We start from the raw sequence: 7,337 nt of genomic DNA on the forward strand, positions 1-7,337 counted from the left end.
ATCCTCAACAAAAAACTCAGGAAGCAATTCGGACTCTGACGCCACTTCTCCGCTGTCATCAAACCAACCGAAAAGGTAAAACCACAATGTGCATGTTCTGCGATATGGAAGATGAGTTCGAAGCCGACGCGGTGGAAGCGCCCGCGAAGAAGGCCGTATCGTACTTCATCTGGCAGGTCGAGGGTGAATCGGGCATATACGAGTCCGACAATGAAGCCCTGGCAGCGGCGGGTGGCCGGGCGGTGCGGCGACTGGAGATGGAACCCTTCTGGATCGACACTCACGCAAATGTCCCCGAGGGTATGCACCTCGTCGAGTTGTAAGAATTGGTGTTCCGGGTTCCGGAACACCAACCTCAAATGCCGCAAACTCGCCGCGCCGCGCGGCCTAATTCGCCGAGACACCCCGCAGAATCCCAGGCTTGGACGGACAAAATGGGCCGCGCTCGCCCGACTTCAATGCAGTAGTGCGCAGCAACCTCGACCTTATCGATGCCCTGAGTCGCAAAAAAGCGACGCTGAACAAGACGGTCTGATACCCGGCCGCAACATTTTCTACCGACTTATAACACAAAAGGGGTTACACAATGGCTGATCACCCGGGTCGCAGCATGACCACCGGGGAACTGATTTCTGAGCTTTCCTCGACCGATCCCGCAGTAGCTGCGGAGTTTCGCCAGGCTTTCGGAAGCGAGGCCGACGCTCAGTTCCGCAATCAAATCCTCGGTGAGCTGAACCAGATCGCTGACAGCACCGCGCCACGCCGTCGAGGTCTGCTGAGCAGGCTGTTCCGTCGCTGATAGCCAATGCGCTACAGGCATCTGGCCTGGTTTTCCTGCCCTCGCTGAAAGGACCGAGTATCAATGCATACCACCATCGACATGCCCCGCAAATTCGCCAGCGTCCGCGCCGACCGGCCCCTTACCGACGCCGAGATCCGCGACGTTGTGCCCGCCGTCTTCGCTAGCCACGCTCACCACGCGGTTACCGACAGCTACGCCTACCTACCCACGTCCGAACTGGTCGACGCACTGCGCGAAGAGGGATTCGAGGTGTACATGGCCGCCCAGTCACGCACTCGTACACCCGATCGACGCGAGTACACCCGCCATATCGTCCGGATGCGTTCCGCCTCCGCGGATCAGCAAGGTCGAGGCGAGTTCAACGAACTCGCACTCGACACCAGCCACGACCGCACCCGAGCGCTCAGCCTGCGCGCCGATCGGTGGCGGCAGGCCTGCGGCAACGGCCTTGTCGTCGGCGGCGAGTTCGACGACATCCGGCTCCGGCACAACGGCCGGATCATGATCAAGGATGTCATCCACTCCGCACGCGCCATCGTGCAGAACTTCGCCCTGGTGGACGCCTCCCGCGATGCCATGAACGCGATCATCTTGACCGACGCCGAACGGCTCAGGTTCGCTCAGGCCGCCCTGAAGATCCGCTGGAACCCCGAGGTGCGGCCCGCACCCGTTCCGGCCCGGGAGCTGCTCGTCGCGCGCAATTTCGAGGAGACACCGCACACCCTGTGGGCCACCTTCAACATCATCCAGCGCAACGTCGTCGGCGGCGGCATGGCGGGCATCACTCCCAAGGGCCGCCCGACTAAGACGCGCCCGATCCAGGCCATCGGGTCCAACACCCAGCTCAACCGTGCGCTGTGGACGCACGCCGACACCATCCTGCGGTCCAAGAGCTGACCCCCCAACACCATGACTGGGTGCACCGGGCAGGGCCTAGTTGCCCGGTGCACCCAGCCATCTTTCCACCACGGCGTCAACCACCCTCGCCACCTGGACGATCTTCTACGCCCGGCCGTCGCAAATTCCCCATTTGCCCAAAGGATTTCGCCGATGGCAACACGACGAGGTGACCAACGTTCACGCTATCCATCGACCACCCCAGCTTTCGGCCCATCTAGCCGACCTGCCGAACGCCGGCGCGCCTACAGTTGCCGGCGGAGGCAGACGGGAGGGGACGTGTCATTTGTGCTGGTCGGACTGTCCTCCGGCGGCGGGCGCACGGTGGTGATCTCGCCGGCGCCGGTCACCACCACGTGCGGGCTGCACCGATCGAAGCACATCCAGAGTTGACCATACCCCTGTCATAGGGGTATAGTTGACCTAACGGCCGCAACCGGCGGTTGACGCCCGACAAGGCCGCTACCGCAGGGGCCGACCTCTGCACCAACTCGCCGACCGAACTGCTGAACACGCTGGCTCGACTGACACAGCCGGACAGCTGGAAGCCCCGGCGTCGGGGCCTTGGAACCGGGCACATCGACGCGCTCGGAGACATCGACCTCACCCGCCCCGAGCACCGGTACACCAACCCGAATCGATTCACACGCATCGACGCGCTCGAGCCGCTTTCCAACGGCATAAACGAGTGCTGATCAAACCTGCCTGAACTAGCTCGGAAAATCCTTGCGAAGAGGAGTCGAAAAATGACTTTGCCCCCCATGAACTTCGGCGGACATGAGATCCAGGAGCCGACCGACTTGATAGCGAAGTGGGTCACGTTTATATGCACGAACGGAATCGTCGTCGCTGGTGTCTGTGTCGAGGGAATTGAGACCGACCACGAAGCCGGAGCGCGCATCCGGTACACGCTGCCGGGTAACGCAGGCCAGTCGGGAGTGTCCCTGTCGGCTATGGGGTTCCTGTATGTGCATCCGGTCCGCGAATACGACGATTTCGTATCCCCCTCGCGGGTGCACGCGGGCCAACGTACCGAAATCCGTCAGGAGGTCCGGTAATGGCTGATCTCGTGCGCTCCGACGGCATTTGCGCCGTCTCGTGGCATTTCGAACACGACGGCACGAGCTATCACCTACAGGTCGCGCGGCCGCCGGGATGGGTACTGACCGCGCCGGAATCCGAACTCCGGTGGACCCCGGTCCCCACCATGGAGGTCCGCATGCGGACTGGCGGCACGTATCGCACCTGCCGATTCCCGGCGCGACGAAGCGCCACGTTCCGGTCGAATCCGCCGAACAGGTCGCCGGCGCGTACCAGCAGCAGATCATCTCACCCGCCGAATACTCGCCGCGAGAACAGTGAACCCCCTCGCCAGCTGACCGAATCACATCGGCAGCCCGCGACTTCGAAACCCGCTGGGCACTGTTCACCCCGGGTTCTCTCCCAGCGCTGCAGACGCCGCGACCTGCGGCCTCGTCCGCTTCTCACTCCCCCTTTTCGAGCCGCTGGCACAGCCATGCCCGGCCGCGCTCGCATGCACCCAACAGGAGGCCCGACCATGCACGAACGAACAGAGCGGCGCATCGCCGAAACGGTGGCCACCGCCTGGTACGGGCATTCCTACGGCAGCCGGATGGATATCGCGCTCGGCACCGTCGCCACCCTGTCCCTGCTGGCTGTCGCCGACCCCGACGGCCCCGACCTTGCGACGCAGTGGGCCGAACTCGATGACGCCGAGCTGGTCCTCGCCATGAAGGTCGTTTGGGGCGCATTGTGGTTCCGCGAGCCGTATCTCATCGAAATGGCCCGGCCGATCCACGATTGGCTCAAGGAAGACCCCACCCTGGAGATGCTCGCCAGCGTCCGGGCCATCATGCGCGCCGCGTTCCGTTACGGCCTGCTCGGCATCACCGGCCATCGCGACCCCTATATGCGCTCGGATTCCGACATGCTCGGCGCTGTCCTCGTCGAACTCCGAGCGCCAGGCGACCGCAAGGCCAAAGGCGAATTTCACACTCCGCAGCCGGTCTCGGATGTGATCGCGCAGCTGGTCATCGGCTCGGAGATTCCCCCGGCCGGGCGCAGCTTCGAGGAGCCTTCCGCGGGCTCCGGCGGCATGATTCGCTCTGCCGCCCAACACATTCGGTCGCTGGGCGGCAATCCGGCGAACTACCTGTGGTCCATGACCGACATCGACCGGTACGCGGCGGCGATCTGTGCGGTCAACGCCGTCATTTGGGGTCTCGGCCCGAACGTCCTGACCTTCTGCGGCGACACCCTGCGACACGCTGACGGCCCGCAGCAGGCCGCCGAGATGCGCCGCCAGGTCCTCGCGCACCGCGATCGGGTCGTCGAGTTCATGCAGTTCGCCGCTGCGACTCGCAACGCCTTCCACATGCTCAACGCCGTTGTGACAGGAGACATCGCCGCATGACCAATCCACTCTTCACGCTTCACACGCGCATCCGCGCGAACGCAATCCGCGACATCGCGGCCAGCATCTTCGATGTCGACGCTTCTCGTGAGCACATGACCGCTGCCGAGGTCGTCGACTTCTTCGACAGCAAGCAGCGCGACGCCGACGCCTGCGGAATCGGTGTCACCCGGGCCTGGGACTACCTGCACGTGTGGCATCTCGAGCGCGTCGAGTCCTACACCGCGGTCGTCCCCGCGGTGGATCGGCGCGTGTCGGCTGCGCTGCTGCTGCGCGCCACCCTCGACAAGCGCTGGCCGCATGCTGCCTTTACAGCGCTCGCGCAGGGCAAGCAGGTCACCGTCAGCTGGATCGACGGCCCCACCGAGGACCACATCCGGCTGTTTCTCGCCCGCGCGTCCAGCGACGTCTACGTCAAGTCCAAACGCCTGGCCGTCCACCGCGACTTCAGCGCGCAGAGCTGGCAGCAGGTGCGCTTGGTCGTCGAATCGACCCTACGGGTCACCGTCCCCCGGGCCGAGGACGGCGGGCCGAACTGGATTGCCGCAGCGGCCATTCCGATCCAGGTGCCCCACGCCAGCGAGCTGCCGCGCGGTGCCGATGCCGATCTCGCGGCCACCCTGCGCCCCGTGACCAATCTCGCCGAGGCCCTGCGCGTCACCGCCGCCGTTACCGACTTCACCCGCCTGCCGTAGCTCCCCGCCGACCGGCCGGGCGTGCTCTAGGACCCCGGCCTTTCTGCCTTGCACTTCCGTTTCGACTTGGAGGGAAATGCTCATGAACCGCACTCCTGTTGTGGAGATCTTCCACAACGTCGCCCTCGACGCCCGCGCTCGCCCCGCCGGCGTCCTCGTCGGCTATCGCCACGGTCACGAACTCGTCGAGGTCTTCGTTTGCCGCCCGGCCGCCGATCACGACGCTGCCGATGTCACCGACACCGCACAGCGCGTCATGGACTTCACGGCGGGTATCGAGAACGCCGCCCAGATCGACATAGCCCTGGCCGTCGCCTTCGACCACCGCACGCTCCGTCCGGTGGCACGAGGTGACCTACTCCGCATCGATGGGTATTGGCTGACCTGCGAGTCCCACGGCTGGGGCACGCCCAGCGACGAGCCCCGGCTGATCGCGCCCGAGGAGCTGACCTCTCCGAGCGAGCGGCCGAAGACCGCATCATCGCCCGATCTCGTGGAGGTCGCCGACGGTGTCGTCGTCGCTCCGGCCGCGATTCGGTCGAATGATGTCCTCGTGGCGGTCGGCGGTCGGCGGTTGCCTGCTCCGGTCACGGTGCGCGACGTAGTGCACCGGCGCGCCGGGTTCATCAATCCGGCCGAGTACTACCCGTTCGGGGATACCTGGGAAGTGCTGCCCCGCAGTACATTTAGCGTCTCGCGATTCCTGCGTGAACGCGACTACGCCACAGTCGCCCATCGAGCGCCGGTGCAGCAAGCCCCGCAGCGCGCCCAGGACGGGGTGAGGGGATGACGGCCGCCAGCTCGAACAAGGACAGCGCGGTCATCCGGGCGCTCTACCGCGACCGCGCCCACCCCATCGCCCTGTTGACCACTGTCTACCCCGCGGTGCGGGCCTACAACGACCCCAAGGAGCCCACGCGATCGGTCCTGTACATGGCGACGCCCGAGGGCCTGATCACCTACCACATCGATGAGGCCGACCTCGACCTGTTCGCACACGTCGAACTCATCCAAGACCACCACGACCACCGCGTGCAATGGGACAGAGCGGGCAAAGACGTTGTGCACCAGCGCTTCCAGCGGCTCATCACCCGCGCTGTCGCTGACGCGGCCGCGATCCGGCGGCTGCAAGACCTGGCCCACGCGCACGAGCTCGACCCCGCCGTGCTCGTCGGTGTGGTCGACGATCACCAGCTCCACGAACTCAGCGAGATGCACAACGCCGGATTCACCGCGCAGATCCCCTACCTGTACGCGCGGATCGGCGAGGCCGCCCTCGCGCAGCTGCTCGTCGAGGCAGTGACCGCCGGCGCCGCCTGACAGAGCCAGTCCCGCACCGGGGACCTGCCATATCAGCAGGTCATCCGGCCTGCCCGCCCTGTCGAATCGTGAGGAGACCCCGCCATGACCACTCAGTCCGATATCACCACCCGATCGCCGTTCGGCCGCGTCGTCCTGGTCGACCGGCCCGCCAAGCGCCCACCGACAGAGGAGCGGTTCGCTGACAATTTCGCCAACGCGTTGATCGCGCTGATCCCTATGTGGATCGTCGAGGTACGGGCCTGGTCCGACGAGAAGATCCAGCGCGAAGCCAGCGCCGCGGCCGAGGTAATAGGCAGCCACGGCGACGATCTGCAGTACGGCGGCAAGAAGCGCGGCCCGGCGTTGAACGCGGTTGCCAAGGCGTTCGCGCTGCTCGCCCGCGCCGAGGGCGGCATCACCGGGCTGGGCGTCCACGCCTGCCTCGCAGCCCACGACCTGTGCCCGGCAGAGCGTGGGTCGCAGCAGCTGCCGCGAGCCGCCAGCTGAAGGCGCGGCGTATTTCTACGGCCTGACCAGCACGGACGACATGTCCCCTTCTTCTTGAGGAGCCTCATGACTATCTCGCTCGACGCCGTGCCCGCGTGGTCCGGCGGTGGCGTACCCGCCATGTGCCTGCGTTGCAAGACGACGGTCACCTTGCGCATCCCGCGATTCGACAAGGTCAGCTTCTATCGCTGCCCGGAATGCGGCAGCTGGCTCTACAGCCACAAACTCGGGCCGAACCGCGGCCGCTACCTGTGCCCGATCAGGAGGGCGCCAGTCACCCTGGGCCAGACCGGAATCCAGCTCGACCGCGACTACCTACTCGAATTCCGCGCCGGCGTCATCGCTCGCGGCACCGACTTCGAAGAACTCGTCACCACGCCCGATGCATGGGACCAGGCGCTGCTCGACCGGTTCGCCGGCCGCGTATTCGGGGCAGGTTGTGTCGTCGACCGTGACTTCGACCCCCACCTGTACAACCATCTCCCGCCCGACGAACGCGAACGGCGTCTTCGACCCGGGCCGCGGCTTGTCCCCGCGGGGGACGGCGCGGCGGGCGAGCCGATCGTGAACGCACGGCTGAAGCTCGGGTCCTGTGCAGCCTGCGGCGGACGGGTCGTCGAACTACCTGAACACCGTGTCGCCACCGAATGGACACCCCTTCGCACCGTCGTATTCCGCAAACGCCGCCGAGGCGCCGCCG

At 65.7% G+C, this 7,337-nt stretch carries 12 protein-coding genes; all 12 read left to right on the top strand.

Annotated features, from left to right (window positions below; translation table 11 throughout):
- Window positions 1-323, top strand: a 323-nt coding sequence (locus NP3_RS29960) for a hypothetical protein (protein ID WP_218024963.1), incomplete at its 5' end; no start/stop codon positions are given.
- A 263-nt stretch (window positions 324-586) separates the two neighbouring features.
- Window positions 587-799 carry a hypothetical protein gene (locus NP3_RS29965; protein WP_063044962.1) on the top strand — a complete coding sequence of 71 codons (213 nt, stop codon included), beginning with the start codon at window positions 587-589 and terminating at the stop codon, window positions 797-799.
- 63 nt (window positions 800-862) lie between these two features.
- Window positions 863-1,699 carry a DUF932 domain-containing protein gene (locus tag NP3_RS29970; RefSeq protein ID WP_063044963.1) on the top strand — a complete coding sequence of 279 codons (837 nt, stop codon included), beginning with the start codon at window positions 863-865 and terminating at the stop codon, window positions 1,697-1,699.
- Between the two features lie 443 nt (window positions 1,700-2,142).
- Entirely contained in the window at window positions 2,143-2,394 is a 252-nt protein-coding gene (locus NP3_RS29975) for a hypothetical protein (RefSeq protein ID WP_063044964.1), read from the top strand.
- Window positions 2,395-2,445: 51 nt separating this feature from the next.
- Window positions 2,446-2,757 (top strand): hypothetical protein, encoded by a 312-nt coding sequence (locus NP3_RS29980; protein WP_157124621.1) that lies wholly within the window; start codon window positions 2,446-2,448, stop codon window positions 2,755-2,757.
- 97 nt (window positions 2,758-2,854) lie between these two features.
- Entirely contained in the window at window positions 2,855-3,061 is a 207-nt protein-coding gene (locus NP3_RS49320) for a hypothetical protein (RefSeq protein WP_063044966.1), read from the top strand.
- Between the two features lie 196 nt (window positions 3,062-3,257).
- Entirely contained in the window at window positions 3,258-4,133 is an 876-nt protein-coding gene (locus tag NP3_RS49325; protein ID WP_169814600.1) for an N-6 DNA methylase, read from the top strand.
- The gene (locus NP3_RS29995) at window positions 4,130-4,828 is read left to right on the top strand and encodes a hypothetical protein (RefSeq protein WP_063044968.1); all 699 of its coding nucleotides are present in this window, start codon (window positions 4,130-4,132) and stop codon (window positions 4,826-4,828) included. Before NP3_RS49325 ends, NP3_RS29995 begins: the two co-directional genes overlap by 4 nt.
- Before the next feature lie 82 nt (window positions 4,829-4,910).
- Complete coding sequence (locus tag NP3_RS30000; protein ID WP_157124622.1) at window positions 4,911-5,618, top strand: hypothetical protein; 708 nt, start codon at window positions 4,911-4,913, stop codon at window positions 5,616-5,618.
- Window positions 5,615-6,148 carry a WDGH domain-containing protein gene (locus NP3_RS30005; RefSeq protein ID WP_063044970.1) on the top strand — a complete coding sequence of 178 codons (534 nt, stop codon included), beginning with the start codon at window positions 5,615-5,617 and terminating at the stop codon, window positions 6,146-6,148. Before NP3_RS30000 ends, NP3_RS30005 begins: the two co-directional genes overlap by 4 nt.
- An 84-nt stretch (window positions 6,149-6,232) precedes the next feature.
- On the top strand, window positions 6,233-6,637 hold the full coding sequence (locus NP3_RS30010; RefSeq protein ID WP_063044971.1) for a hypothetical protein: 405 nt from the start codon (window positions 6,233-6,235) through the stop codon (window positions 6,635-6,637).
- A gap of 66 nt (window positions 6,638-6,703) precedes the next feature.
- On the top strand, window positions 6,704-7,337 hold a 634-nt coding region (locus NP3_RS30015), incomplete at its 3' end, for a hypothetical protein (RefSeq protein ID WP_157124623.1).

Source organism: Nocardia pseudovaccinii NBRC 100343 (genome assembly GCF_001613225.1).
Taxonomy (GTDB): Bacteria; Actinomycetota; Actinomycetes; order Mycobacteriales; family Mycobacteriaceae; genus Nocardia; species Nocardia pseudovaccinii.